Annotated in this window: 32 protein-coding genes; 6 read left to right on the forward strand and 26 right to left on the reverse strand. The window is 34.1% G+C overall.

Annotation, left to right across the window (positions count from 1 at the left end):
• Window positions 1-43 precede the first annotated feature (43 nt).
• From M3600_RS21515 to M3600_RS21525, 3 genes are all read left to right on the forward strand, one after another.
• A complete protein-coding gene (locus M3600_RS21515; RefSeq protein ID WP_251647531.1) occupies window positions 44-997 on the forward strand; it encodes an ABC transporter substrate-binding protein in 954 nt (317 codons plus the stop codon).
• Window positions 998-1,061: 64 nt separating this feature from the next.
• Window positions 1,062-2,039 (forward strand): FecCD family ABC transporter permease, encoded by a 978-nt coding sequence (locus M3600_RS21520; protein WP_251647533.1) that lies wholly within the window; start codon window positions 1,062-1,064, stop codon window positions 2,037-2,039.
• 5 nt (window positions 2,040-2,044) lie between these two features.
• On the forward strand, window positions 2,045-3,055 hold the full coding sequence (locus M3600_RS21525; RefSeq protein ID WP_251647535.1) for a FecCD family ABC transporter permease: 1,011 nt from the start codon (window positions 2,045-2,047) through the stop codon (window positions 3,053-3,055).
• A 45-nt stretch (window positions 3,056-3,100) separates the two neighbouring features.
• Here M3600_RS21525 and M3600_RS21530 read toward each other — a convergent pair whose 3' ends face one another.
• Together M3600_RS21530 and M3600_RS21535 are read right to left on the reverse strand one after the other, a co-directional pair.
• The gene (locus M3600_RS21530; protein WP_237942893.1) at window positions 3,101-4,348 is read right to left on the reverse strand and encodes a sensor histidine kinase; all 1,248 of its coding nucleotides are present in this window, start codon (window positions 4,346-4,348) and stop codon (window positions 3,101-3,103) included.
• Window positions 4,329-5,024 (reverse strand): response regulator transcription factor, encoded by a 696-nt coding sequence (locus tag M3600_RS21535; RefSeq protein WP_233315088.1) that lies wholly within the window; start codon window positions 5,022-5,024, stop codon window positions 4,329-4,331. The genes M3600_RS21530 and M3600_RS21535 overlap by 20 nt, the downstream gene beginning before the upstream one ends.
• A gap of 300 nt (window positions 5,025-5,324) precedes the next feature.
• On the opposite strand from M3600_RS21535, the gene M3600_RS21540 reads away from it, so the two are divergent.
• Window positions 5,325-6,032 (forward strand): YceI family protein, encoded by a 708-nt coding sequence (locus M3600_RS21540; RefSeq protein ID WP_251647537.1) that lies wholly within the window; start codon window positions 5,325-5,327, stop codon window positions 6,030-6,032.
• 168 nt (window positions 6,033-6,200) lie between these two features.
• On the opposite strand, the gene M3600_RS21545 is transcribed toward M3600_RS21540, so the two are convergent.
• The 3 genes from M3600_RS21545 to M3600_RS21555 all read right to left on the reverse strand — a co-directional run bounded on the left by M3600_RS21545 (window position 6,201) and on the right by M3600_RS21555 (window position 7,867).
• A complete protein-coding gene (locus tag M3600_RS21545) occupies window positions 6,201-6,635 on the reverse strand; it encodes a hypothetical protein (protein WP_251647539.1) in 435 nt (144 codons plus the stop codon).
• A gap of 77 nt (window positions 6,636-6,712) precedes the next feature.
• Window positions 6,713-7,267, reverse strand: coding sequence for an SF0329 family protein (locus tag M3600_RS21550; RefSeq protein ID WP_251647540.1), 555 nt, complete (start codon window positions 7,265-7,267; stop codon window positions 6,713-6,715).
• A gap of 78 nt (window positions 7,268-7,345) precedes the next feature.
• Window positions 7,346-7,867 (reverse strand): ClbS/DfsB family four-helix bundle protein, encoded by a 522-nt coding sequence (locus tag M3600_RS21555; RefSeq protein WP_251647542.1) that lies wholly within the window; start codon window positions 7,865-7,867, stop codon window positions 7,346-7,348.
• Window positions 7,868-8,061: 194 nt separating this feature from the next.
• Here M3600_RS21555 and M3600_RS29260 point away from each other — a divergent pair, with 194 nt between their 5' ends.
• The gene (locus M3600_RS29260; RefSeq protein WP_233315083.1) at window positions 8,062-8,595 is read left to right on the forward strand and encodes a DUF6241 domain-containing protein; all 534 of its coding nucleotides are present in this window, start codon (window positions 8,062-8,064) and stop codon (window positions 8,593-8,595) included.
• A gap of 200 nt (window positions 8,596-8,795) precedes the next feature.
• On the opposite strand, the gene M3600_RS21565 is transcribed toward M3600_RS29260, so the two are convergent.
• The 3 genes from M3600_RS21565 to M3600_RS21575 all read right to left on the reverse strand — a co-directional run bounded on the left by M3600_RS21565 (window position 8,796) and on the right by M3600_RS21575 (window position 11,464).
• Window positions 8,796-9,299 (reverse strand): DNA topology modulation protein, encoded by a 504-nt coding sequence (locus M3600_RS21565; RefSeq protein ID WP_237942899.1) that lies wholly within the window; start codon window positions 9,297-9,299, stop codon window positions 8,796-8,798.
• A 63-nt stretch (window positions 9,300-9,362) separates the two neighbouring features.
• Window positions 9,363-10,178 (reverse strand): lipid II flippase Amj family protein, encoded by an 816-nt coding sequence (locus M3600_RS21570; RefSeq protein WP_233315081.1) that lies wholly within the window; start codon window positions 10,176-10,178, stop codon window positions 9,363-9,365.
• A gap of 135 nt (window positions 10,179-10,313) precedes the next feature.
• Window positions 10,314-11,464 (reverse strand): IS3 family transposase gene (locus tag M3600_RS21575; protein ID WP_396953835.1). Its coding sequence is split into 2 segments (ribosomal slippage): window positions 10,314-11,215 and window positions 11,215-11,464, totalling 1,152 coding nucleotides; the frame shifts between segments, so codons are not numbered across the junction.
• Between the two features lie 160 nt (window positions 11,465-11,624).
• Here M3600_RS21575 and M3600_RS21580 point away from each other — a divergent pair.
• The gene (locus M3600_RS21580; protein ID WP_233315080.1) at window positions 11,625-11,804 is read left to right on the forward strand and encodes a hypothetical protein; all 180 of its coding nucleotides are present in this window, start codon (window positions 11,625-11,627) and stop codon (window positions 11,802-11,804) included.
• Window positions 11,805-11,911: 107 nt separating this feature from the next.
• Here M3600_RS21580 and M3600_RS21585 read toward each other — a convergent pair whose 3' ends face one another.
• From M3600_RS21585 to M3600_RS21670, 18 genes are all read right to left on the reverse strand, one after another.
• Complete coding sequence (locus M3600_RS21585) at window positions 11,912-12,466, reverse strand: hypothetical protein (RefSeq protein ID WP_233315079.1); 555 nt, start codon at window positions 12,464-12,466, stop codon at window positions 11,912-11,914.
• Window positions 12,467-12,580: 114 nt separating this feature from the next.
• The gene (locus M3600_RS21590) at window positions 12,581-12,721 is read right to left on the reverse strand and encodes a hypothetical protein (RefSeq protein ID WP_233315078.1); all 141 of its coding nucleotides are present in this window, start codon (window positions 12,719-12,721) and stop codon (window positions 12,581-12,583) included.
• A 266-nt stretch (window positions 12,722-12,987) separates the two neighbouring features.
• Window positions 12,988-13,806, reverse strand: coding sequence for a hypothetical protein (locus M3600_RS21595; RefSeq protein WP_251647546.1), 819 nt, complete (start codon window positions 13,804-13,806; stop codon window positions 12,988-12,990).
• Window positions 13,807-13,867: 61 nt separating this feature from the next.
• Window positions 13,868-14,491 (reverse strand): alpha/beta hydrolase, encoded by a 624-nt coding sequence (locus M3600_RS21600; RefSeq protein WP_251647548.1) that lies wholly within the window; start codon window positions 14,489-14,491, stop codon window positions 13,868-13,870.
• Window positions 14,492-14,572: 81 nt separating this feature from the next.
• On the reverse strand, window positions 14,573-14,962 hold the full coding sequence (locus M3600_RS21605) for a hypothetical protein (RefSeq protein WP_237942905.1): 390 nt from the start codon (window positions 14,960-14,962) through the stop codon (window positions 14,573-14,575).
• 170 nt (window positions 14,963-15,132) lie between these two features.
• Window positions 15,133-15,996 carry an aminoglycoside phosphotransferase family protein gene (locus tag M3600_RS21610; RefSeq protein ID WP_237942907.1) on the reverse strand — a complete coding sequence of 288 codons (864 nt, stop codon included), beginning with the start codon at window positions 15,994-15,996 and terminating at the stop codon, window positions 15,133-15,135.
• A gap of 147 nt (window positions 15,997-16,143) precedes the next feature.
• Entirely contained in the window at window positions 16,144-16,779 is a 636-nt protein-coding gene (locus M3600_RS21615) for a DUF3885 domain-containing protein (RefSeq protein WP_251647550.1), read from the reverse strand.
• Window positions 16,780-16,839: 60 nt separating this feature from the next.
• Window positions 16,840-17,937, reverse strand: coding sequence for a polysaccharide deacetylase family protein (locus M3600_RS21620; RefSeq protein ID WP_251647552.1), 1,098 nt, complete (start codon window positions 17,935-17,937; stop codon window positions 16,840-16,842).
• Between the two features lie 533 nt (window positions 17,938-18,470).
• A complete protein-coding gene (locus tag M3600_RS21625; RefSeq protein ID WP_251647554.1) occupies window positions 18,471-18,917 on the reverse strand; it encodes a hypothetical protein in 447 nt (148 codons plus the stop codon).
• Window positions 18,918-19,550: 633 nt separating this feature from the next.
• Complete coding sequence (locus M3600_RS21630; protein WP_311315955.1) at window positions 19,551-19,913, reverse strand: DUF2500 domain-containing protein; 363 nt, start codon at window positions 19,911-19,913, stop codon at window positions 19,551-19,553.
• 170 nt (window positions 19,914-20,083) lie between these two features.
• Entirely contained in the window at window positions 20,084-20,572 is a 489-nt protein-coding gene (locus M3600_RS21635; protein ID WP_251647556.1) for a DedA family protein, read from the reverse strand.
• Window positions 20,563-21,096, reverse strand: coding sequence for a CDP-diacylglycerol--serine O-phosphatidyltransferase (gene pssA / locus M3600_RS21640; RefSeq protein ID WP_237942919.1), 534 nt, complete (start codon window positions 21,094-21,096; stop codon window positions 20,563-20,565). The genes M3600_RS21635 and pssA overlap by 10 nt, the downstream gene beginning before the upstream one ends.
• Window positions 21,097-21,438: 342 nt before the next feature.
• The gene (locus M3600_RS21645; RefSeq protein ID WP_251647558.1) at window positions 21,439-22,113 is read right to left on the reverse strand and encodes a hypothetical protein; all 675 of its coding nucleotides are present in this window, start codon (window positions 22,111-22,113) and stop codon (window positions 21,439-21,441) included.
• A 310-nt stretch (window positions 22,114-22,423) separates the two neighbouring features.
• The gene (locus tag M3600_RS21650; protein WP_233315065.1) at window positions 22,424-22,699 is read right to left on the reverse strand and encodes a hypothetical protein; all 276 of its coding nucleotides are present in this window, start codon (window positions 22,697-22,699) and stop codon (window positions 22,424-22,426) included.
• Window positions 22,700-22,806: 107 nt separating this feature from the next.
• Window positions 22,807-23,208 carry a hypothetical protein gene (locus tag M3600_RS21655; RefSeq protein WP_251647560.1) on the reverse strand — a complete coding sequence of 134 codons (402 nt, stop codon included), beginning with the start codon at window positions 23,206-23,208 and terminating at the stop codon, window positions 22,807-22,809.
• A gap of 185 nt (window positions 23,209-23,393) precedes the next feature.
• Window positions 23,394-23,876 (reverse strand): DUF456 domain-containing protein, encoded by a 483-nt coding sequence (locus tag M3600_RS21660; protein WP_233315063.1) that lies wholly within the window; start codon window positions 23,874-23,876, stop codon window positions 23,394-23,396.
• Window positions 23,877-23,945: 69 nt separating this feature from the next.
• Window positions 23,946-24,089, reverse strand: coding sequence for a hypothetical protein (locus M3600_RS21665; RefSeq protein WP_233315062.1), 144 nt, complete (start codon window positions 24,087-24,089; stop codon window positions 23,946-23,948).
• Window positions 24,090-24,185: 96 nt separating this feature from the next.
• A complete protein-coding gene (locus M3600_RS21670; RefSeq protein ID WP_251647561.1) occupies window positions 24,186-25,604 on the reverse strand; it encodes a HAMP domain-containing sensor histidine kinase in 1,419 nt (472 codons plus the stop codon).
• Window positions 25,605-25,606 lie beyond the last annotated feature (2 nt).

Raw genomic sequence — 25,606 nt, forward strand, 5'->3', positions numbered from 1 at the left:
ATCATTCTCAATATAACTAAAATATAGAAAAAAGAGGGGAAAAATGTACATAACATCTTTTAAAACAAAACCTGTCCTAGTTGCTGCACTGTTTTCTTTATTCCTAGCTGGATGTTCAGCAGGTCAAGAAAATACAAATAGCGAAAATGTAGCTACACACTCTGTTACACATGAGCTTGGAACAGCAGAGGTTCCTGATAAAGCGGAGCGAGTTGTTACATTAGAGCTTGGCTTAACAGAAACGGCTGCTGCTCTTGGCGTGATACCAATCGGTGTTGCAGATGATGATAAGCCAGAAAGAATTGCTGAAGATACAATGAAATTAATCGATGGATACACATCAGTCGGCACACGTGCCCAGCCAAATTTAGAAGTAATTAGAAGTCTTAATCCTGATCTGATTATTGCTGATGTTGACCGTCATGAGAGCATTTACGAGGAACTACAAAAAATTGCGCCAACCGTTGCTTTAAAAGACGATGCCGCAAATTATGAAACGGTAGTAGAAACTACAACAAAGCTAGGTGAAGCATTAAATAAAGAGTCTGAAGCAGAAAAACTGATTACACAGCATAATCAATTAAGTGAGGAACTAAAATCAAAGATGGAAGTAACGGATAAGACAGTATTACAAGCAGGATACAGTGAAGGAAATGTATTTAGTGTATCGACTTCCTCTGCTTTTACACCTGGTTTCTTAACAACGCTAGGTGTTAATTATGCACTGCAAGATGATACTGCAACAACTCAAGAGCTAACGATTGAACAGCTTCTTAAAATCAATCCGGATACATTAATTGTGACCATTACGGAAGATGCTCCTTCTGTTTTGGAAACATTAAAAGAGGAGAATAAGCTGACTGCTGTCAGCAGCAAGCAAGTTTACGAGGTTGGTCATAATGACTGGTCCCGCCGGAGAACATTGTTAGCTATTGAGGATAATAAAGAGAAACTTACAGAAATCTTACAAAATATGAAAACAGAAAATGCAGAATGACTTTATAGTCGTTCTCTTTTTTTGGAGGTGAAATTCCATAGCTTCCCGGTTTAATCTATCATTCGTGTTTGCAGCAGGACTAGTAATTCTGCTAATATCCAGCTTTTTTTCTTTAAAGATTGTTGCATTTTCCTTTTCATCCACCCAAATAATAACCGATTTGTTTTCAAACTCAGAATCAGAGTCTGCAATCATTCTCCAGGATGTTAGAATGCCAAGATTACTTATTACTATGATTACTGGAGCAAATCTAGCTGTTGCTGGGGCATTGATTCAAGCGTTAATGCGCAATCCTCTTGCTTCACCGAGTGTACTTGGCATTAATGCTGGGGCCTCTTTAACGGTAGTATCTTGCTTAGTATTCTTTCCGGCGATTACCGGCTATTGGCTCATCATTACAGGATTTATCGGTGCTACTGTCGCCGCATTGCTTATTTTTATCATGAGTGTGGTATTTCGAGGAGGAAATATCGCTGTTAGCATTTCACTCGTTGGCATTGCTATTCAAGCGTTTTTTTCGTCTGCAACTCAATCAATCTTAATATTTAATGAAGAATCTATCAAAACAATTCTTATTTGGCTGGCTGGTATGACAGCAGGTTCCACTTGGGACGATGTCTATCTTCTGCTGCCGCTTAGTTTGCTGGTTTATTTTTTTGCCTTTTGCTCCCATCGCTCCTTGTCCATATTGCTGTTAGGAGAAGAAGTCGCCATTAATTTAGGGCAAAGACTTGTGGCGATCAAGCTTTATGTAAGCATACTAGTCATACTGCTCGCCGGCGCAACCGTATCCATTGTCGGACCGATTGGCTTTGTCGGCTTAATCATCCCCCATATTGTCCGCTACTTGGCCGGACAAGATTATAAATGGGTGCTTCCATTAAGTGCTTTATATGGCGGCTGTTTATTAGTTGTTGCAGACATCCTTTCCCGGTTTATCATGTTCCCTGCTGAGACACCGGTAGGAATTTTAACCGCCTTATTAGGTTCCGTCTATTTTGTCTACCTGTCACGCACTAAAAAAATGAAAGAGAAGAGTTGAGTTATGTGAACTATAAACGACATCCGCTTTTTATTATGATGGGGTTGTGTGTAGTCCTCCTAACCCTGGCTGTTATTAATATTGGTCTGGGAGCAGTGCCCATTCCACCACTTCGAGTCATCTCTTCCTTGATCGGATTAGGAGAATACAACGAAACATACATTATAGTTTTTTACAGACTGCCCCGAATTGTCTTAGCCTTACTCGTTGGCGGATGCTTAGCTGTTGCTGGTGTAATAGCTCAATCAATAATACGAAATCCATTGGCTGCACCAGATACATTAGGTATAACAGGCGGAGCAAGCATTGGAGCAATCGGGTTTTCCCTGCTGTTTCCGGCAGCGTCTCCCTCCCTGACAGGTATCGCCGCTTTTATCGGCGGCACTATTGCTGCGGCAGCTGTTTATTTACTAACCTATCAACGCACCGGTACCGAACCTGCCCGATTGGCGTTAGTCGGTGTTTCTGTTAGTGCATTTTGCGGTTCATGTGTAGAGCTCTTTATTTTAAAGATGAATACAAACCTGCAGACATCCTTGCTTTGGCTGAACGGCAGCTTATTTGGACGTACATGGAAATCGGTAATTGACCTCCTGCCATGGGCAGTTATCTTAATAACTGTTACTCTTTTTCTAGCAAAAACTCTCGATATTTTCATCCTAGGAAAAGAATCGGCAATCGGTCTAGGTATCAAAACAGAAACGGCCACTGCAATTTTAATGGGATTATCCGTCTTATTGACTGGTGCAAGTGTTGCTGCAGCAGGAATGATTGGCTTTGTCGGACTAATCAGTCCCCATATTGCCAGAAAGCTAGTTGGCACAGTTCATCATTATCTTATTCCAACAACCACATTAATTGGAGCAATAATGCTGCTTTTTGCTGATTGTATCGGGAGAGGAATAATCCCTCCAATTGAAATTCCAGCAGGGATTGTCACTGCCTTAATTGGGGGACCATATTTTCTATTTTTGCTGTGGAAGCAATCGTCGAAGAAGGGATTGTTGACTCGGTGAAATTCAAATGGAAAAGGAGGAGCAATTATTTTTGCTCCTCCTTTTTTAACTCAATCGCACCGTAAAAGTAGTAATACCACCTGGAGTACTTTTCACTGTTATCTTCCCTTTATGTTTCTCTACAATCGATTTAGCAATAGCTAAACCAAGGCCGTTTCCACCATTTTTCCGCGAACGGGAAGGGTCATTACGATAGAATCTGTCGAATATTTTTTCTAAATGCTCTGATGTAATCCCCTCTCCCGTATTTGTTACCTCTAGTAATATTTCATTATGACGCTTTCTTAGATCTACTGTAATTAAGCCTTGAAGATTTGTGTACTTAATAGCATTATCTATTAAAATCATCACTAGTTGCTTCATTTGCTCCACATTACCAAAAGTGTTTAACTCAGGTTCGATATGATACTCAAGATTGACTTCCTTTTCATAGATAACACCTTCCATTGTCAGAATGACACTTTCGACTACTTTGCTTATATTGAAAGGAGCAAAAACTAAGTCAGAGCGTTTGTCATCCATTTCTGCCAGGTAAAGCAGGTCATTGGTAAGCAACTTCATTCTTTCTGTTTCTGTTTTAATGTGATGAATCCATTTTAATTGATTCGCAATTAAATCTTCCTGGTTGCTCAATAGTACATCTGTATTGGTATGAATGACAGATAGCGGTGTTTTTAATTCATGAGAAGCATCAGAAATAAATTGCTTCTGCTTATTAAACGCTTCCTTGACTGGCGCGATATAACGGTTAGCCAAAAACCTATTAACTATAAACACGATAATTAGCATAATAATACCTACAAGAATAAAGGTATAAATTAAATTATCGACGACTTTTAACTCGGCCGTAACATCAAGCGCATAAACATAATAGCCTGACTGATTTTCTTCCACCATATATGCCCAATTAGTATCATTTAGCTTTAAGCGTCCTTTAGAAGAGTCACTTGTTGATATCTCCTCTATAACTCTTTCATAGAATGCATTATCTAGGTCTAATTTAGATTGTGAAGATAGTATATTCCACTTGTCATCTGTCCTCAGCTCAAAGCATGGTAAAAGTTCATCCTTTGAAAAGCCAGTTTGTTCACCTTGAGAAGGTGGTGATTTGTCATCCTTGCTGATTTTGCTTTTTTTGTGATAATAATCAGATACCATTTCTAGATTAATGTTTATATCACTATTTACTTTTTGACAAGTAATAATGTAGATAGAGATAAATGCTGCTAGCATAATAATGATGATGGTAGCCATGTTGGCAATTAAGAAGCGATTACGTAATTTTGTGAACATCTGATGCCACCTCCAAAATATACCCGACCCCTCTTATTGTTTTTATTTGGACGATTGAATTTAAAAAAGCTAGTTTTTTTCGTAAAAAAGAAATATATACTTCCACATTATTATGTTCAACATCTGAATCAAGCCCCCATAATTTTTCAATGATTTGCTCTTTCGATGTGACCGTATTTTTTCTAATTAAAAGCAGCTCTAATAACTTGCCCTCTTTTAAAATTAATTTCAAATCTTTGCTTTTACACATTAACATAAGGGTAGACATATTTAACTCCAGATCACCAAATTTCAAGGAATCTTCTGGAACTACTTCATTATTGCGTCTTAGTGCCGCTCTTATTCTTGCCAGCAGTTCATCAGTAGCAAACGGTTTTGCGATGTAATCATCTGCACCATTATCAAGTCCTGAAACTTTATCTGGAACTTCTCCTTTTGCAGACAGCATTACAACAGGAGTTGCGATTCCCCTATCTCGAATTGTTCTCAAAACTGTTATTCCGTCTAGTTCAGGCAGCATAATATCAAGCAGTATTAAATCATAAATGCCGGTGAGGATAAAATCCAGCCCTGTTTCTCCATCATGCACCATGTCCACATAATAATTGTTTTTACTCAGAATTTGCGCTAATGCTTCAGCAAGACCCACTTCATCCTCGACGATTAAGATTCTCATTATACTTCCCCTTACCTAGTTTAATAAAAGTCTAAAACCATATTTCATGAGGATAATCATAACACTTTTCAAAGTCAAATTTAAAATTAATTCATTGATTCTTCCATTTAAGATTCATTTAAGGTTCGGTTTATAAGATAGTCTTAGCACAGAACAGAAAGAAAAGGAGGAGCTGCTGTTACTTTTACTTCCAGTACGGACAAAGGATCATTAATTGATTAAATATGTAATGCGAAGTCTTTTGGGAGTAATTAATATGTCCATCTAAATTTAAATATCTATAATAAAAGGAGAATATAAATGAAGAAAAAATATATTATTTCAATAGCAGCAGTTGCTGTTCTTATACTAGGAATCGGAGGCTACACATTACTTAACAGCTTTATGGGAAATAATGTGGAGATAAACTCTGTGTTAGATCAAAATGAGGAATCTAGTACATCTGAAGCAAGTGCAGATTCTGATGCAACACCTGTTTCTGCAGAAGATTTAAACGGTGATTGGCAAATTGCTGACGCTTCAAGTGTATATTGGTCTGTTACAACATCACAAGAAACAGTTAACTTTGTCAATGAAGAGGTAACAGGCAATTGGACAGTGGATATAAATGACCCAACAGCAATGTCTGGTGAAGGAATTGTCGATATGAATGCATTGGATTCAGGGAATTCCCAAAGAGATGATCATGTCAAAGAAGGCGCTGAGTATTTAAATGTTACCGAATTTCCAGAAGCAACATTTGCGACAAGCACCTTTTCAGAATTACCAACAAGTTGGACAGAAGGAACTGTTGTACCCGTAACGATAGATGGAACAATCACTATTAAAGGCATCGAAAAGGATGTGCAATTTGAATCAGAAGCAATGTACCAAAACGGGCAGCTTCTGTTATCAGGAACTACTGTTGTGACATTCGCTGATTTCGGAATGGAAAACCCACATTCAGTAGCCTTAGACACAGAGAATGACCTTACTGTACAGTTGGAGCTTGTATTAGATAAGGCATAATAACTGATAAAGACGCCAATGGATGTTGGCGTTTTTGTCTTTTTTCTCGGGGTTAATAATCATTCCATTCTAATCTGCAACGCTTCCCTTTACCATGTTTACAAAGCATCTAGATTTTTAGTTTTTCTATTAAGTAAATAAGGACCCTTTGTTAGTAATGATTAAAATTTAACTGCCTGATATTATTAACTTTCTAGTTTTTTCATCATAAATTTTGTAACTAATTTCAACCATATGATCTTTTGTAACTGTCACTTCACAATAGTAAGGGATTGATTTTCCATAAGCATCTAGTTCAGGAATATTCCTAAAGGAAAACCATTCATCTTTGTTGATCATGTTAAATTCTGCTGATGAAGAGCGACCAGCTGTATCTATTTCAATAACACATTTTCCAGTGACAACATCATATTCCTTTAGTACAACATATTTCACGCTTGGAAGAGTAATCACTAGCATTAAAACACCTATCAATAAAACTCCACCATTTTTTATTATTTTTAATAATGAATAATCCTTACCACGATAAATTACAATAAAGGAAATAACTGCTGCTATTACAAACAGCACTCCTAGGCTAAGCATCAAGTAGTATAAAAACATTTTTCTCTCCCTATCATTATTCTTCTGTTGCTTATATTATAGCATCGCTCTTCCAGAATCCTACCATTTCAAAAAACTCACTTCGAGATTTTTATCCCTTCCACACCACACCTAATAGAATAGAACTTGGTAATTATGGGATGAGTATCCCGAGATAGATTTAATTTTTTTAACCTTCTTTTACCTAACCTTCTATCTAACATAGAAAAAGCCTGAATAATAATATTTTCTGAGTTTATAGCTTGCTCAATAGTTAGAGAATTGTAATTGATTAGTGCTGCATAAAGATGGTAACTTTGAAAAATGCTTTGCGTTATCATAATCTCTTCAGCAGCATCTGAAGCTATTAATAATTCTCTTCGTTCGAGGGAGTTAAGCATTACATTCCAATCTTGGTTATAGGGGATTTCCTTTAGTACTTTTTCATCCTTAATCTGTTGATATAGCTTCTCATGTTTAACTGCATATGTAACATCAGATGCTGTTAATATTTCATGTTTGTCCAAAGTAATCCATACCCTACTTGGACTATCATGATATTTCCGATAAACCGCTGCATGTATTTGAATTCTTCCTTTTAGCTTATCACTTAGAAAACTTTCCAATGTAGTTTTCAACTTACTCCATTGCAAAACATTCACCTTCACTTTTTAATCTGTCTATATATCTAAACGCTCTTGGAGAACTAATCTGCATTTTGTTTATAATACTTAATCTATAACTCTACGATCATTCGTAATAGAATTAGCGATAACCTCACATTTTTTTATAGCCCAGCTATAATGACTAGCAGTGTTTGCTGTGAAATAGCTGTATAAGTTTGTTGTTTTTGTCCACTTATAGTATTTTTTTGTCATGATTTCTTCATTAGTATGTAATTTAATAAGATTCGTGACCCTTCCATGGCTTAGCTTTAATTTTTTTATCGCTTGATTTAATGTTACATCTTGATAGTTAGCCCAAATTTGCATATTTAACTCTTTCAGATTACTCCATTTAAATCCTGGTGCCGGCATACAAGGAATGTCCCCATCCATACCTTCTCTGTGCCATCTTTCAAGCATTGCTTGCCACTCATAAAGATGCATTAATACATCACGAAAATTCTTATCTCTTTCTTGAGTTTCAATAGATTGAGTCCTTTTTCTGCTAGGCAATGACTCAATTATTTCTAACAATGTTTTCAAATTTATATCGCAGTTTATTAATAATTTTTCTTTTTCATTTTTCATAGGCGTATCCCCTCACTTTTACTATATATTAACATAAGAACATACGGTCTTTTATTGTACTTTCTAAAAAACTGGAAAAATCTCTAAAATTATGTATAAGAATAAATAGATATATATTACTTTTTACAGAATTTTTTTAATTGTTAATTTATAATATATATTGATACGTTCTTAATAAAGAAGGGAGTATGTTTGTGAAGAAAAAATTTTGGAGAAAAAATACATTAATTATAATTTGTTCTATCCTTATTGCTGGAACAGCAGGATACTCTGCGTATTTACAATTTTCTAAAGCTGATGTCAAAGTTAATGAAGTAACAGCCACAGCTGAATCGGATTCAAACACAAAAACATTTATTGAAATTGAGGAAACTAATGCTAAACCAGTTGAGGAAGAGTTCCCGCTAAATATTGGTGAAGGCGAAGTGCAAATAGCAATACATAAAATGTCACATCAAAAAATTGAAGCAGATGAAAAGTGGGGATTTTTGCCGCTGACTCAAGAGCGAATCAAGAGACTGATTAAAGTTGTTAACAGCGGTAATTATGAACACAAATCTCTGTATTTAGAAATACTTAACCGCTGGTCAAATGGAGACTTTTCACAAGCAGATAAAGATCATAACGCTATTTGGAGGCTGCAAGGCGGTTCAGTCGGTGAAGCGACAGGTGTATTATCAACAGAGGAAGAAAAAGCGTTTATTGAAGAGCATTTTGATGTGGATTAATGACATTATGACTTTTGAACAATGATACCTTATTTAAACTGTTTGTCAGCTACTTATGCTAATTATTCCGTTCTGTGCCTAAACATATTTATTATGATTGGATGGACTATAAAAGCATGTTTAATTTTTCAATACATGCTTTTATTGCATCTTATTTTCTTAACTAGAATAACCTCTAATGCAAATGGAATTACTTAGTATCAAAGTCTTTCTAAAAATAAACGAACCTGTTTTGGAGTATTAAGTATAACCACTTTCTTATGTTTAGATAAAACCTCTAGACTTTTCAATATAACAGGTCTTTTCGTATGAGGATACTTCCAAATCCACTTAAAAAATGCAAAAGAAAATCTTTCTTCACAGCCTTCTCCCATATCTGGCCTAGTTTTATGATGATATTTTAGTATCCTTTTAATCATTCTAAACATACAAGTCCATCTAGAAATATCAAGAAAAATGATTGTATCTGCTGCATTCAGCCTTATATCCATTGTACCGCCATAGTTCCCATCGATAATCCAGCTTTCTTCTTTCACTAATTCAACTTGAATATTTATTTGTTCATTTTTCGGGACGCCAACCCAATTAGGCTTCCAGAATAATACATCAAGATGATATACCCTCAAATTTAACTTTTCCCCTAATTGCCTGGCCATAGTTGATTTACCAGATCCACCAGAACCAATCAATACAATCTTCTTCATTCATATTACACCTCCCCTATAATGACAAAAAGCCGCCATATGGCAGCCTTCGTATTAGTTAAATCAAATTAACTTAACAAACCATGCTACATAATATGCAGCTGGTATAAATATTAGTTGTGCAACAATCGTACCAACAAACTTGGAACCTATCATTGTGAGAGAGTAGCTTTTTAGATAAATGTAATCAACCTGTTTCTTCATGACTTTATCTGCTAGAACAGATGCTTTTGGGTCTATAAATAAAGTTAGCAATATGGTCGCTATTCCATTTATGATGCCAGATGACATTAAAGCAGCCGGAGCATACGTTTCAGGTACGAGCATTGAAGCATAAATAGACGACAAAACACCAATCGTAAACACTGCAGAAATAACTACATTAATGATAAAAAGTCGTTTAGGAATAGTCTTAAGAGTAATCCCTTTTAAATATGTAAACCTCGGAAGACGAAAACACATTACCACCTTTTTAAAACCATTTTTATTAAAATTTTTTATAAATAAAGCTACAACAGAACCACTTTGTTGAGAAAGTTGAATGATGGCTCTCGAGAAAATATTAATGAATGTAGGAAATAAAAATATTCCTAACAATACACCAAAAGATGTAACTCCTATCAAAACTCTATATTGCTCTTCAATGTAATGCATTGGATTAATACTTGGTGCTTCTGCAATAAGCTTTGCTGTTAAAGGTTGTTGAAACATCGTAGAAAACCTAGAAACAATAAGCAATGTACTAAATAAAGATAAAGCTGTTGCGATTAACTTTACCCTTGCACCTGAAATTCTAGTAGAATATGCTAATGTTTCAATCATTGTTACTAACAATAAAAATAATGATATTAATAAGACTTTACCTGTAACTAGATCCATAATAACTCCTCATTAGTTAACTTAAATATCTTAGATTATTATAGACCATTATACAAAAATTGATAATATAAAGACTCCAATCTTAGGAAAATTATTGGATTTGAGTCAATAATTTGGACACAAAAAAGTTAAGTATTAAGCGGTTCTTCTAATCTGATCCTCCACAGCTTGAGGTGTTTGATAGCCTATGCTGCTGTGAATTCTGTTTCTGTTGTACCAGCCCTCTATAAACTGAAACATGGCCAGCTTCGCTGCCCGGTAGTCTAAGTACTGGGTATGATAGACTTCTTCTTTCTTTAATATAGCGTGAAATGACTCTATACAGGCATTGTCATAAGGACAGCCTTTCTGACTGAAAGACTGCCTGATTCCGTATTTTTGGACATGCTGAGTAAACTCACTGCTGGTATATTGTGAGCCAAGATCGGTATGAAGAATTAAGCCCTTTCGGGGCTTTTGAGAAAAACAGGCGTTTTGAAGTGCTTCGATCACTAATTGCGAAGTCATAAAACGAGAAAAAGAATAGCCAACAATTTTTTTCGAATGCAAATCCAATACAGAGGCCAGATAGCACCAGCCGTCTTTTACCGTAGGAATATACGTAATATCCGCTACCCATTTCTCATTGATCGTGCAGGTAGAGAAGTCTCTTTTTAAAAGATTACCCAGCTGCACAACCTTTTCTTTTGAGGGGAAAGGACGGTATTTTTTCCTGGTAATCGAACGGATGCCTGCCTTTCTCATTAAGCGCTGGACACGCTTCAGGCTTAAACAAACCCCATTGTTTAATAAGGTCTTATGGATTTTCGGCGCGCCATAACGCGCCTTACTTTCCAGGTGAATCCGTTGGATTTTCTGCGTGAGTTCCTGGTTTTCCAGTTCACGTTTTGACGTCGTTTTTTCAAGGGAGCCATAGTAGCTGCTTCTTGGCACGGCCAGTACTTCGCACATTTTCTGGACGGGATATTGATCCTTGTGTTCCTCGATAAAATCGATGAGCTCTGATTCGGTTACTTTTTCGCGAATATAGCCATAGCCTTTTTTAGGATTTCTACCTCCTGTTTTAACCGAAGGTTTTCTTTCTGAATCTCGGCTAACTCTTTTGGTGTCAGCGCCTCTTTTTCTGAACCAATAGGGGTAAAGTCTTTCACCCATTTATAAATTGTTACTTCTGATACGCCATATTCGCTGCTTAATTCTTTAACCAGGCTGCCGGAATGATACAAATCCACAATCGTTTTCTTAAAATCATCGTTATATTTTTTGCCTGCAGGTTTACGTTCCAATTCGGACACATCCTCTCAAAATAATTGTAAGGACTTAATTAAATTGTGTCCATGAAACTATACTAACTCCATAATATTAAACTTATTAAATAAAATCATGAAACTTTATATTATTGAAAACGTATTAAATACTAACAATTAAACGGAGGTGAGTTTTAATATGGAAGGTAAAAAATGCTCAGAGTGTGGGGGAACTTCTTTTTCTCAAGGAAGTGACTATATTAACCTTAGACCATTAAACAAAAAGATGGCAATTGGTTCTGAGAAAATCTATACATACTGTTTAAACTGTGGAGAAGTTATTTCTATAAAGATTGTGAATCCCAGCAAGTTAACTTAAATTTGTTATTCATTGTACCTTTTTCTACAGGTACTTTTTTTGTTTTTAAAAAAATTAAGTTAAGCTCGTTTTCGTTAGTTAAAATTCTATCTACAGCAAAAAAACATTTAAATTCCCCTAATAACATGATGATTTGCATCAAAACAAGTTGTTTCTGCAGGAAAGGTCTGAGTTAAATCATCTGGAATTTTGTCATACTTCAAAAAAGTTTCCTCCTCTGAAACAGTAAAAGTTAAACTATAATTTTCATTCAATAAAGCTGCAGTAATTTGAGCAATTTTTTTATTAGGATTTTCCCCATAAATTATGCCATAAACTCCGCTATTTGTTTTTATATCTACATATGATACTTTACTGGTACCATACCCTGACATTTTTATTTTATATTTTCCATTCCATCCTTTATTTAATTGTGCGTAACCAGTATATTTATTATCTAGTTCAAAAAGCACAACAGAAGTATTTGAATTTCCCAATGTGACTACATCTAAGACTTTAATCTTAACTTTTTCTTCCTCCCCTCTATTCTCCCATTCTGTTAAACTGGACTCTATTGATTGGCTATTAGCATCAATAACGTAATCATTATTAATATAGAAATAAAGAAAACCAACTAATAGAAATAAAAATAAAAAAGGTATAAATATTACTTTTTGCTTCATTAAATATCCTCCAGATGGTACTAACCTCATCAAACAAAATACTAGCCCTATATTGAAAAACCAAATGTAATTATGTATAGTAAGGAAAAATCGATTAAATGTGCTAAATCCAGCCTAAAAAGCTACCATACCAATCATCCGGCCTACTCCATATCCAACTAAAATGATTGAGAATCCTATCATTACATAAATACTAACTTTAATAAATTCACTCTGTTCATTAACCTTCTTTAATATAGCGTTATAAATCCCCATAATATTAATACTCCCTCTATATCACTGCTCTAAAACAGATTATTCTAAAGCTGTTGTTAATATTAAAAATCCTGTGATGTTGACATATACTATCTTGTTATATTTATATACGTTTCTTTAACTGTTTGGTTTCACTTAGAGGTATATTGATAGACTGTTTGACATTATAAGGACGCTCTACATTCTTTAGGACTACTCCTCCAATAAAATAGCTTTCCCATTTAAGGAAAGCTCTGTGTTATACTGACCTATTGCTAATTTAGACTTTATTCTGTAATACATTCGTCCGGATTCATCTTCAGAAGTTTCCATTTACCATCGTTCATTTTCCGAAATTGCGCGATTTCTACGTCTGTACCATTAGTTAAAGTAAAAAATAGAAAACAATAATAAGCCCCGTCAGTACCAAGAACATAAATATTTTTAACATATCCCTGCTTTACTGTTGGATATCTTTTCTTAATTAATTTACACCAATCACCATACTTTACATCTACAACGGATTCGGCATTATGTTGCCAAAGATGATATGGAGCACATAAAAAATCTTCACTGAACTGCTGAATATCGTTTATACGGTAGCCATTTCCTTCAAAACTAAGCTCCATAAATCCATATGAGTAACCAAAAAATTCAGCAGCTGTTTCTTTAAAACCATGGATTGTTTCTAGTTCATAAAAAAAACGTAATTCTTCTTCACCTGGTAGCCTGCAAAGCTTAATAAGACTAATATGTCCTATCCCTGCAAATGAGTTAATGAAATCCTCATAATGAACTTTATCTCGTAATGCATTACTAAACAAATTGTAGGCAATTGGATATGGCGTCTTTGCATTTCCAACTGATCCACAGCTTCTGACATATAGATTTTCTGCCTCACGCAAAATGCTGAAATAATTAACAACAGTATCTTCAGGAGTTTTAGTCAACTCTGCGGGTAATTGTATCTGGTTATAGTAGTTCTCCCCAAATTGGTCAAAGAACTCAAAATTAAATCTTAAATTTAATGCTGGTAAGCAGGAAGGCCGGAAATATTGTTGTTGATGTGCTTCTTGGTCCAATTGATTCTGGTTTCTTAATGACATTTGAATCACCTCATTTTAGTTTATGGGCAATCCGTTTTTAGGTGCAAATCAGCTTAATATTCTATATTTCAAAATTACTTATTTCCATAAGTACACCTTTCAAAATTTCAACAGATTCTATAGGAAGTCCATCCAGCTCTAAACTGTGATTTCCTCCTTCTACCAGATGGAAAGTCAGTTGTCGATTGTTTTTCAATTTTCCAAATCGTTCCGCAATGAAACAACTGTCTTTATCACCAATAATACACAGTCCTTTATTTTCACTAGTGACCATTGCTTTAAATACATCATCTCTTTGCAATAATGGAGTTAACCATATAGTTTTTGCATCTTTCAACATTTTATTATGAAGCAAATAACTCAGAGCTATCGTTCCTATTGATTTTGCCACTACAAAAATATTTTTGTATTTCTTGTTCTCAATGGCTTTGTCGATTGTACGTTGTATTTCTATTGTAAAATCCTTTTCACTTAAGTAAGATAACTCTTGCTTACTGAATGAATAATTAATATGTAATACATCAAACCCTTTAGTGTAAAACAAGCTTGTTGTAAAGTGTAACAACGGAGCCTGTGTAGTGTAGCCCGCCCCTGGTAAGATAATAACTAAATTATCCGCTGTTTCTTGCTGTTCTATTAATCTGAATGGAATACTGTAAGAATCAAAAATTTCTTTATTAGTCACTGTTTTATCACTCCCAATAGTTTTACGGTTCTCTAATTTTTTTCTTAAACTATTAATTAGTTTCCTTCTTCAGTACGCACGTTATTTCTGTTGATCAAAACTTACTTCCGTTTGCTTCTCAAATGTATTATATGATCCTAGAATCGTTAATTCACCTTCAAAACCTTGCTTTGTCCATCTTGAATAAAAGCCTGGATTTTCATCATCAAATTCTGATTTAATATACTCACTCTTCCACCCTAGTTCAGGCAGTTTATTAACATAATACTCATAGACTTCATTCAAGTGGTCCCCATTCCTAACATAATTTACTCTTGTAGGTTCTAAACCCTTAAATAAAGGTATATCTTCATGTTGTTCAGGGATAATTGACATACCTTTATAAGTTTCATCTGTCAATTGTATATATACTAAACTCCCCGCAAAAATTACTATTATAGTAATCGCTAATAATAACACTATTTTCTTCACATTAAACTCCTTATGTATGTGTTTCTTAATTTACTTTCACCATAAAAAGGGATCAGCCAACTTTATAGTCTTTAATTTATATTAAGTATAAGAATAGTTCCAATCTTTTATTAATCCAGAGAAGAAATTGATTTAAAAATCCCCTCCTTCCATAAATTCCAGCTGTTTTTTTATCTCAAAAAGGCTTGTAATCTCCCCAAATTTTCCTCCATAAACACAGCATTCTCTTCCACTCCACGACGTTTACACCAGCCAATACTATTAAACGCATCAGTAAATTGATAAAAAGGCAATACACTGTCTAAATCAATTAAGGGTCTGATACTCTCATAGCCTTCTCGATAAGCCTTATACAAAGCAGAATCAATACTCAGGAAATCACGGTACAATTTAGTGAAATCAATTTCTGTGGAACCAAACCGAACACTTTCAAAATCTATCACTCCAGCAACTTTATCATCATCAACTAATATATTTGCTGGACGAAAATCCATGTGGATAAAGCTAGGTCCATCAGGTGTGGGGAGTTGAAGTTTCATTTCCGCAAACTTTTCGAGTGCTTGTTTATATAAGGTGGTTGGTAAGATGTCTTTTACATCTTCTGCAAAGCTATAAAACTGGTCTTCTATGAATACAGACCAGTTGGGAAACGCATTTTGGATCGTATTCAACTTTTCGCCAGAGTTTGCTTTGATTGTATGCATGGTTGCATGAACTTCTCCAACTTGGAATGCCACTGAATGTGAAGCAGCAGTTGTTAGCGGTCTCCCCTTCAATGCTGATAATAAAAAAGCACCGCAGCACTCCTCATCGCCTGACCAATAGTCCAACATTTCAGGAATGGAGACATTCCCCTTTAAAAGGTTATATGCTTCCAATTCTCGGTGATACTTTAATTTTGAATAAGGAATTTTCACATATACATTTTCACCATTTTGCAAATTACATATATAGACTGTGGAACTGTATGAATCTTCAACCTCACTTATTGATAATACATCTAGTCTAAAATGTTGAATGATTCTATTTATCATTAGTATTACCTCCTTATTCTATGCTTCAATTGTAGCTAACCGTTCCTTTTATTCCAAATTATACCACTCCATCTGATTATCCTGCCACGCTAGAAAAATTAAAAAATAAGGGCGATTCAACAGTATTGAACCGCCCTTACAATTTATTTAAAAAACCTTGTCAATCATATTCCGATCGTAATCTAATATCCAATCATTAAAATTTTTATAAATACTTCTTATATTCTCTGGTGATTCAGCTAATAAATCACAGCCTCTATCATCGTAAACATGAAAGATTGTTTTTCTATCAATATTAATAAAATAGACTCTATGATAAATACTTGGTTTTAGTGCCAAATCTTGATTACAAATTGCTTTTAACAGCGGAATATAGTTGAGATCTGCTGCTTTACATTTTAGAGTAAATCTATGTGTTTTGTATATTCCTGCTTCGTCATCTTCAGGAAAAACATAAGCTTTGATTTCATGGCTCAGCCTGTACAATAAGGATTTTTCAACATAGGACGAAAAGTTCCCTAGATTTCGTCTAATATTTCTCCCCTTATGAAAATCACTTATATCCATCACTACATAAATATCTTCCTCAGGGGAATGTAATGCTTCAAACAAGGAAATCGCCCTATGATAGCACCCAAGTATATACGGGTTATCTGGATAGTCATATTCCCTTTCCCAATTAACCCCAAGTTCAAAACGAATGCCGATATCCCAGCTATAAAACAAGGGCGGTCTCAGTTCTAAAGCCGGGAAGTTTGTATTCATATAATTATTTAATAGCATGCTACACCGCTTTTCTTATTCTTACTTCTCAATCTCTTACAGAAAGTTTACTAGTTATTCTTATTGAGCTTGAGTGATTGGATAACAACGGTCATGGCATTCAAAACTATACGGTTCAAGTTTTTCATCTATGATTTCTGCTTGATAGTTATTATCCTTTAAATAGTTTAATAGAGTAGGAAGTTCAGAAGCTGTGCCACTTCTGTCATGCATTAATATTATTGGTGAATGCTTAGACGGATCTAATTGTTTTAGTTGTTCAATTATATTTTGTACATATTTTTTATTGGAAACGCTCCAATCACTGCTGTCCACATTCCAATCCCAGATGACAAATTTATTCTCCTTTAAAACGTCTCTAAAAGAATTTGTTAAATAAGGAATGCTTCCATACGGCGTGCGGATTAAGTTTGTTTTAACACCTGAGATGTCCTGTAATGTTTTTTGAGCTACTTGCATTTCATTTAAAGCTGACTCTGCTGATTGATAAAATTTATTTACATCATGGGTAACGCCATGTAAACCAACTCCATGTCCGTCCTTAACCGTTCGACTAACCGCTTTCGGATAAGTCTTCATAGCAGGTTCTAACATAAAGAATGTTGCTTTTACATTATACTTGTCAAGGGTATCTAAAATCTCAAAAGTAGAAGAAGTCGGACCATCATCGAAGGTTAAATAAACTACTTTTTCATTCGCCTTAACTTCTGTTGCTTTTTCAGTATCTTTTGTTTCCTCTGGTTTTTCGGTGTCTTTTGTTTCTGTTGTTTTTTCAGCGTCTTTTGTTTCTTCTGGTTTTTCTTCAGCCTTTTCTTCTGTTGCTTTTTCAGCGTCTTTTGTTTCCACTGATTTTTCATCAGCCTTTTCTTCTGTTGCTTTTTCAGCGTCTTTCGTTTCTACTGGTTTTTCATCAGGTTTTTCTTCGATTGTTTTTTCAGCTTCTTTCGTTTCCGTTTCTTTCTCAACGTCTTGCGTTTCAGCTGGTTTTTCACTGTCTTTGTTTTCATCTGTTTGTACTTCTTCGTGTTTATCTATTTCATTGTCTTCAGCCATTTGTTGGGGCGTAGAGTCACTTGATAAAGTTCTATTTTTTTCCGTAACAACTAACAAAATTAATATTGACAACATACAAAAAACGATAATCCCTATTCTTTTCATCTTCCTGTCCTTCACTTTCTACTTTAACATTATGTAAATTAATATATTGAGAGTTTTTTGTACGAATAAGCACAAAAAGGCCAAACAACTCTAATAAAGCAATTGTTTGACCTTCTTTTTATATTAAAAGATAGAAGTAAAAACAAACACCTAATTCTTTATTATAAACACCATGCTGGTTCATACAGTATTGTATTTTTGGTTTATATTCTTTTGAAAGCTTCATCCAAACAAATTAATTACATTCCTCCCATCTATTCCTTAACGTTTCATTTTAACGCTTTTTTATTTCACATTTTTTTCCTTAACAAACATCTCTTAATTTAACATAAAAACTGTATTAAAAGATTAATTAACTTACACTATTTGGAATGATAGAACTATAGTCCCTATACATCCATATTTAGGCAATACCAACTCCATACTAAATTTCCTATAATATGCTTCTTTTTTAGGAGTATCCTTTATAAAGTCCTTAGTATTTAAGACCTTTACGAATTTTTTCTAGGGCTGCTCTCTAGAGTAGCGTTATGTTAACTATTTTCTCTAAATAAATTATCAATCTCTAAATTTTCATTTTTAAAAATGAAATATTTTGAATTACTATAGCTAGGATTTTTATGTGTAGATGCTAGAAATGATTCATTCCCAATTATCAGTATTTCACCTAAGGAACTTTTATCCTTCTTCATAGCAACACTATAGTATTCTTCTGCGGTAAAACTCTGTGGTTCTCTAACCCATTTAGAATTTCTAAAATCAGCCATTATTTTTTTAATTTCTTCATGATTAGTTACGGTCACTAACAGTTCTTCATCACTATTCCGGCTCATTTTTTTGACTTCTAATGAAGTTATCTCCGCATTTTCAATGTTAGTTATTGCAGTGAAATTTTTATCCTTAAAATTAACATTATAGATAATGAATGCTAATAACCCAGCTAATACCATTACGCCTGTGATCAATAAGAATTTCTTCATTTGAACACTCCTAGCAATGTTGAATCTAATTTTTTTAGCAAACTGCTATTAATTTCACTCAAACTTATTAAAGGAAGAATATTTTCATAAAAGAATATAAAAAAGAGAGGAGAATAGCAGTAGCATGACTTAGCATAGCTGAAAAATTCACTTAATGTATATACAATTAGGAGAGGTAACGGAAGTATATTATCTGAAGTTTATGAGAGTATTTAACAAATTTCAGCTACTAAATTCTTTTATATTAAATGATTTTTAATACATACCAGCCACCCCAACCGCCAACAAAACCTATTAGTAATAAAAACAGATTTCTTTCTAAATTGGGCTCTTGTAACCATTGTTTGTTAAATAGTAAAAGACATCCTGTTGAAACTCCCATTGTAATGGTTCCAAACACCAATCTAATTACATAATCTTACATTAAAAGCCCCTTTTGTACCAAACTTTAACATTTTTAAAAGCTCTTAAATAAACATACTGTTTGTATTAATATAAACGAAATCTCTTAGCATAAAGTTTCACTATCCAAGCAGATTTTTTTCATCTTTTTATTATGAATTATAGTAAAAATATTAATATTTGCTGAGTATTTAATAGGTAACATCTTCACAAAGGATAAAATCTTAATAATTAGTAATTCCCTTCTGCCTTTGAAATCCTGCCTTGAAAGCTCAATACTCCAATATCATTTTCAGAAAGCAGACCATACTCTTTACCAGAAACATGAAACTCTGAACAATCACCGCTTACAAATTCGAAGGTAATATAATAAAATGTATAAGTGCTTGATGAAAAGTTGCTTTCTTCTTGATAATTAGCATTTGAAATTCCGCTAACATCTGTTCGTTTTGATTTCACAACAGCTGTCACACTAAGCTGTTGTGATTGCCCATTTTTGCGCCACTGACCAATTCCTTTAAAAATGGAATAAAAGAAGCCACTGATTACAATAATAAAAATTATTGCAATAATAATAGGACCGATTTGAAAGATTAAATCTACTTAAAAAAACAAATCCCCGCCCATATAAAGCCTCCTTCTTTAACAGCTTATAATACTTACGACTATGTATATAATAAGTTTCATAATTCAACTATTTTTCCCAATTTATGAAACAACAATAGAGAGCTGAATTATGCCCTCTGTATGATTCTGCATTCCTCTCAAACTCCCATTATATTTAACAATTTTCCAATTGTAATAAAAACAAAACACCACATTAAGGCCCCAATTCCGCCATACATCAAATATATTCTTAGCCTCATATGTGCAATCCCGCAACAGTAAAATGTGAGATGGCGTACTCCTGGAATAAAAGAAGCGATCAACAGGGAATACGGTCCAAACTTCTTTATCCATGATTCAACTTTTAAAAATCTTTTCTCCTTTAGCCCAATCCATTTTCCAAACCTATCTATCAGAGGTCTTCCAGCTTTTTTACCAATCATATAACTAATCATCATGCCTAGAAAAGTCCCGCTAAAGCTGATTAAAATAGCAAGCTGATAATTAAGAGTGCCTATATGCGTAAAGTATCCTATTAACGTCATCAGTGCTTCATCAGGAATTGGCAACCCCACTATTCCCAAACTGAGCAATAGGAAAACAGCAAAATAACCATATTGACCGATTAACTCGTTAGCTACTTCCATCCGTGAATTTCCATTTTTTCATTGTCTTGTTTCTTGAAATTTGGAATTTTAATATGACTGACCATTAGAAATGCCAGGATGCATATGCCGATGCACAAAATAACTGGGCTATGTAATGTCATAAGTACTAACAAGCACATAGCAGCAGCCGGTGCTGGCAATCCAATAAATACTGCCAAATTGCTTTGTTCTACGTTAAAACGGGCTAATCTCAGCAGTCCGCAAATGCTGAATGCAAGTGCACAAACCAAACCAACGAGGGAAAGCTGACTTAAAGAAATACTATATGCCAGCATGGCGGGTGCAATACTAAATGTTACTAAATCAGAAAGAGAATCAAGCTCTTTCCCGAACTCAGATACGGTATTAAACTTTCGCGCAACCCTGCCATCAAACAGGTCAAAAAACATGCCAAAGCAGATAAACATCATCGCTGAAAATGTATTATTTAATAGCAAGGAATAGATAGATAACACCCCGCAGATAAAGTTGCATATGGTAATGATATTAGCTAAATAAATCAAAATATAACCAGCCTCCAAAACGATTGTTTATTTATTCATCTTCCTAGTATAATTATGGTTCACCCTTACTCTATGTGAATTTTTCTTTATCTCAAAAAGTACGAGCAATCTTATTATTCTTTCAAATTATAAAATTCCAATGTGGATTCTATGTGTTTTTCATAAAAAAAACCTTTTAATTAGATAAAAAAACAAACTATTTTTTGTTTTATTTTGTTTTTTTTTTATTTAATAGCTAGATTTCCGTCTAAAGAAAACAAATATACACCAAAAAAGCAGTCACCTATAGGCAGACTGCTTTGTGTTCTTTTCTAAAGAAAACTAAAACAAATTCAATAAATTCTATTCAACCTCTTGTATGGACAATCCTAATGTAGGCTCCAAATTCTCTGGAGCATCATAAATGGCCGTATACATCAGCCCGTTCTCCTCATATGTACTTTGCCCACTATCAATAATTCTACCGTCGACTAAACCTAATGCTGTATTAATTTCTTGTTTCTTTTCCGCCGAAATGGTTGAATCTGCTATATTAACTAAGTTAACTGCTGCAGAAGTAACGTCTCCGTTATCATCCATAATTCCAAAAATTGCTGCTGTCCGAAGGTTGCCAGTATCGTTATCCGTTGCTGCAGATACTACAATTGTTTGATTCTCATTGATAGTGCCAGTACGAAGTAATCCATAAGCACTATCCTTTTCTTCTAAATCATTAAGAGTAGCCAAGTCAGGATTAACGGAAGTCATACTTTTATTCCATTCATTTTTCAAGCTATCCCAGTTCCTATCAAAAACTGTTTTTCCATCCGTTTCTGCTGCCGACACTTTTTTCGGTTCACTAGCATCTGCTGTTGCTTCTGTATTTGCTTCTGTATTTGCTTCTGTAGCTGCTGCTGTATTTTCAGCTTTCCCCTCTGTTTCCTGAGCTTCGTCTTTTTGACCACAACCGCTTATCACTATAACCAGTAGTAATGCTAAAAAAATGTTACCTAATAATCTTTGCTTTTTTTCTGTCATCTCCAGAATCCTCCATCACTATTTCGTTTTACAATATTTAACTTATAAGTTCTCTTTTCCCAAAGGTATTTATTCCCAAACACATTTCTTTTAAAATTTCTTTCGGGAACATAGAAACTCTGTTTAATTTGCAACAAACTTCCATTAATACAAAAAAAGTCAGACATTTATACCACTGTCTGACTTTTCACGGCTGCATCTTATTTGCTATATCGGATTTGCATCTGTTTCTAGCGAATTTCTTCATATAATCAAGCATATCTCAAAAAATAAAAAAGCTGCTTTAGCAGCGGAGATAAATCAATATACACTACCCTTTTCGTATTAATCTAACAAAAATTGAGATTCCTAAAATTAAATATAAACAAGCAGTAAGACCCCAAGTAAGAAAAATCCCTAATCCTAAGCCAATATTAGCATCTTCATAATTATTTATTACATCATCAATAACCACATACAGCATTGGAGCAGCACATATAAAATAAGCTAACAATGATAATAATAATTTTTTTGTATTTTTATAATAAAACATAACAGGGATGAAAAGTAATGCAAGTGTGATAATAACAATTATCACCATGTCCATAAAACCCCTCCAATACATTAAACTAAAATATACTTATCTTTACCAATATTATTACCCGTAAATTAAAATTAGAAATCAAAACAATTTAACTACTAATTCCTTATTCATTATCTTGTTTCAATAGCCATACGCAAGTGTGATACCACTCCAAGAAGCAATAGAAACGAACATACCAGTTTTTCAAAAGAGGTTCCAAGTAGTTGTTGAAAAAAGCCAAAGGTCCAAAGTGCCACGAAACACCAGCATATAATAGATCTTCCTCTTTTATGTAAATACCGCTTTTTTTGGCCAGCAAAAATGGTAAAAGCACCGCCTATAATGCAAACAACCATACCAACAACAGATATTGGCAGCTGAGATTCAAACGAATCAGATCGCCCTCCGTTAACCCAAGAGAACGGAATAACACTGCTGATAACAAGGATATGCAGTGCCATTGTTAAAGAGTAAAAACAAATAGCCATTATTAAAGCAGTACGTAGATTGATTTTTCTAAGTTTTTCTTTCATATATCTACCTCGCTTTTATTATTCCTCTAATTTTTTATTATAAGTGGGACTCATATTATAGTTATGCTTTCACTTACCCCCTTTAGTCCTTTAACCCATATTAATTAATCATTTTTACTTTACATTATCTAAAAAACAAAGAGGAATTCATTAGAATTCCTCTCAATAGAGATTGATAAATCAACCTATACAACTACTGCAGTAAAAAACCAAATAATCATAATAACCTGTATTAATATTTTTGCTACACTGCCTCCTAAGAAGCCTATTACCGTAGCGAATCCAACCTTTGCCGCCTTCTTCATATCTTTATGCAAGATATATTCCGTAATTAAAACCGCTACAAATGGTACGAGGATAATTCCAAATGGAGGGAGAATAAAGGACCCGACTATTGTTGCGATTGCAGCTATTGTTTCAGAAATCTTTGACCCGCCGTATTTTTTCACAAAATAACTATTTGCGATGATATCGGCTGCTATTAATACAGCACTTAACAATCCCATACTTATCCAGAACCATATAGACAGCTCACTAGGATTAATCAAAAACTGATAAACCAAAAATCCTCCCCATATTGCTACTACAGAGGGAATAATCGGATAAACTATCCCCACAAAACTTAATATAAATAATATTATGGTTATTGCCCACCATACGAATTCCATCAAAAAACCTGCCTTTTTAAAATTCTAACATTTAGAAATCTTGCTCTTTCAGAACAAGATTTCCTTTCGTTATTTAGCTGCTGCTATGCTTGCGACTTTTATAGCGGTGACTGCCGCCATACGGATTATACCTTCTGCTTCTATCACTGCTGCTGCTTTTTTTATATCCTCTTCTATCACTGCTGCTGTATTTTTTATACCTTTTTCTATCACTTCTGCTATAGCTTCTAGATCTATGACTGCTGTGAGAAAATTGCTTAATCGTTTTCATAATTTTTTTAAACATTCTTTCCACCTCTTTAATTCATTTTATTTTTTTCGGAACAGTACATCAGAATCTTTTCTCAAAGGGATATTAATAATTACCTTTGTCCATTCACCATAAACACTTTGAATTTCAATCGACCCTTTATAATATTCCAATAACCTTTTGGCGATTGCTAATCCTAACCCATTTCCGCCATTTTTTCTGCTTCTTGCTTTATCAACACGGTAAAATCGATTAATCACCAATGGTAGGTCTTCTTCTGGAATTCCAACACCGTAATCCTTTATTTCAATAGCTAAGCTGTTTTCGCTATGTTTTACTTTAAGCTCGATTTCCTTCTTGTTTTTTGAATATTTTATGGCATTATCTAACAGGATAATTATTATTTGCTCAAGATGATTTTTGAATATTTTTAAGGTGAAATCATTACTAATATCTATTGAAGAGGAAATATTATAGTCTGGATTCAAAGTTAAGAAATTTTCAACAACATCCTCTACTACACCTTTTATTTTTATATCCTCTAATACAGCAGTACTTGTGGAGAAATCTCCTCTTGATAAGGTTAGCAATTCTGAAACCATACGGATTAATCTATTGGTTTCATTCAAACTCAAGTTAAGTGACCTTTCTAATGTTTGCGGATTATCTTTTCCCCAGCGATTTATAAGGGATAGATGACCGTGAATGATTGTTAATGGTGTTTTTAATTCATGAGAAGCGTCTTCCACAAATTGTTGCTGTTGCTGGAAAGATGTCTCGAGATTATCCATTAATTCATTAAACATAATTCCTAACTCTGTCATTTCATCATGCTGTTTATCGATATTCACCCGTTTATTCAAACCATTTTTTTTTATACTTTTCATTGTCCTAATCATAGAATTTATTGGTTTTAATAACTGAAAGGACAGAATCCTTCCCCCTACAAAACTTAAAATGATAGCCACTAATCCTGTAATTATTACTAATGTCGTTATTTGATTTATCAAACTTTCGAAGTTCTCTAAGTTTCGGACAATTTCTATCGTACCTTTAAAACCGGTTACTTCAAAAGGCTTTCGGTATACAAGCAGTCGATCTCCCTTAGGGGACATTTCCACTAATTCTTCTTTTAAAGCTGATTGTGATGAGACCCAATTTTTTGGCACTTTATTTGTTATTGTAAATAATACGGAATTATTTTCACTAACAATCCTTATTAATTGGTGATGTTCATTCAAGATATCTATATACGCTTTACTTTCTAAAATCTCTTGTTCTGAATCTGCTTCTAATAAATAGGCATAAATTTCTTCCATATTTTTTTGAATTGTTTGTCTTTCATGATTATTAACCCACTTCATAATGACAACATACTGAACGAAGGTATAGGATAAAAATAAGAAGAGGATTAGTAATGCGGCCCAAAATGTTAATTTCCATTTTATCTTGATACTTTTAGGTAATAATGCTTTCACAC

The organism is Niallia sp. MER 6 (assembly GCF_023714395.1).
In the GTDB taxonomy this organism is placed as follows: Bacteria; Bacillota; Bacilli; order Bacillales; family Cytobacillaceae; genus Niallia.